This window comes from Wohlfahrtiimonas larvae (assembly GCF_002006755.1).
GTDB classification, from domain to species: domain Bacteria; phylum Pseudomonadota; class Gammaproteobacteria; order Cardiobacteriales; family Wohlfahrtiimonadaceae; genus Wohlfahrtiimonas; species Wohlfahrtiimonas larvae.
On the sequence record NZ_MVDO01000021.1, the window covers coordinates 1 to 1,370 of the forward strand.

1 protein-coding gene is annotated in these 1,370 nt (G+C 34.7%); it reads left to right on the forward strand.

The window, feature by feature from the left end; genetic code table 11:
- The coding region (locus BZK14_RS01555) for a DUF349 domain-containing protein (protein WP_143691264.1) at positions 1 to 1,370 on the forward strand (1,370 nt) is incomplete at both ends.

Genomic DNA, 1,370 nt, shown 5'->3' on the forward strand with positions numbered 1-1,370 from the left:
ACTAGATACAGCCCGTTGGGGAATTTATAGAAATCTAGAGTTATTATGTGATCAAGCAGAATCACTCGCTAATAGTGTTTCGATTGATTTGATTAGTATAACTTTGAAGCAATTGCGTAAAGATTGGAATATTTCTAAAAAGGGGATTGCACGAGTACCTCAGAAGTTATATCAGCGCTTTGAGTCTGCTTGTAAGATTGCTCATCAACGATTAGTGAATGAAAGAGATCATAATAATCAAGCAAGAGCCGTCTATTTAAAAGAAGCAGAAGAGTTATTGGGAGCTTTATCTGAATTAATAACGCAAATTGATTGGGCAAATCCTGACTGGAATCATTTAATAGAGATGCGTCAAAAATTTCTTCAGGAATGGAATCGTTATTTGAATCAATACTCAACTGATGGTGTTTTAAGTTATGGAGCGCCTTTATTTTTAGCTAAAGATAAGCAGAAGCTTGAACGTTCGATGCGCCAGATTCTTAAACCATTGGATGTAGCAATGCAAAATGAGCGCAAAAAAGAGAAGCAACGCCGTGAAGATGAAATTACGCTATTGCAACAATTGCTAGATGATGGGAATATCCGAGATGCAGTTGAGAAGGCTAAGCAATTTAATCGGACTTTTAATCCAACAGTTCGTTCAAAACGTCATGATGAAAATGTATTATGGAAAAAATTACGTGTTGTGAATGATCAGATTTTTGCATTAAGAGAGGAGTTTGTTTCGGCAGAAGAAAGTGAGAAAATTGCTAATGGTGCCCAAAAACGAATGATATTAGATGAGCTAAAAGCGCTATATGAATCTATTACTTCAGATCATGATATTGCTCATATCGAATCATCTTTACAAATGATAGAAAATCGTTGGATGGATATTGGTGTTGTTGCAAAGCATGAGTTTATAAAACTAGAAGGCGCTTTTAAAACTTTGCTAAATAAAATACAGAAACAATTACAAAATATAGACTTGCAAAAAGAAATTCTACTTCGTGAGGATTTATTGTGTACTTCTTTGAAGATTGGTCAACTAGAGGCGGAGGTTATTAAAGGTCAAGAAATTGTGATCGAGGAACAATTAGTTGAATCAGCAGATGCAAATTTAAGAAAACGCTTAAAATGCTTGGAACAAATTATTGCAGGGCAAGAGAGTGCAAGAGCTTTTTTAAGCGAAAAGAGTCTGCATGCTGAACAAGTGGCATTTGAATTAGTATTACATAGAGAAATTTTGTTAGATAAAACTTCTCCAATAGATGAAAGAGATGCTCGCTTAGCGATGCAGGTGAAAATTTTAGAAGATGCAATGAATAATCAACGCAGTGAAAAAGACAAAAAGCATCAATTGAAATTGTTGGATGATAAATGGTTAGAGA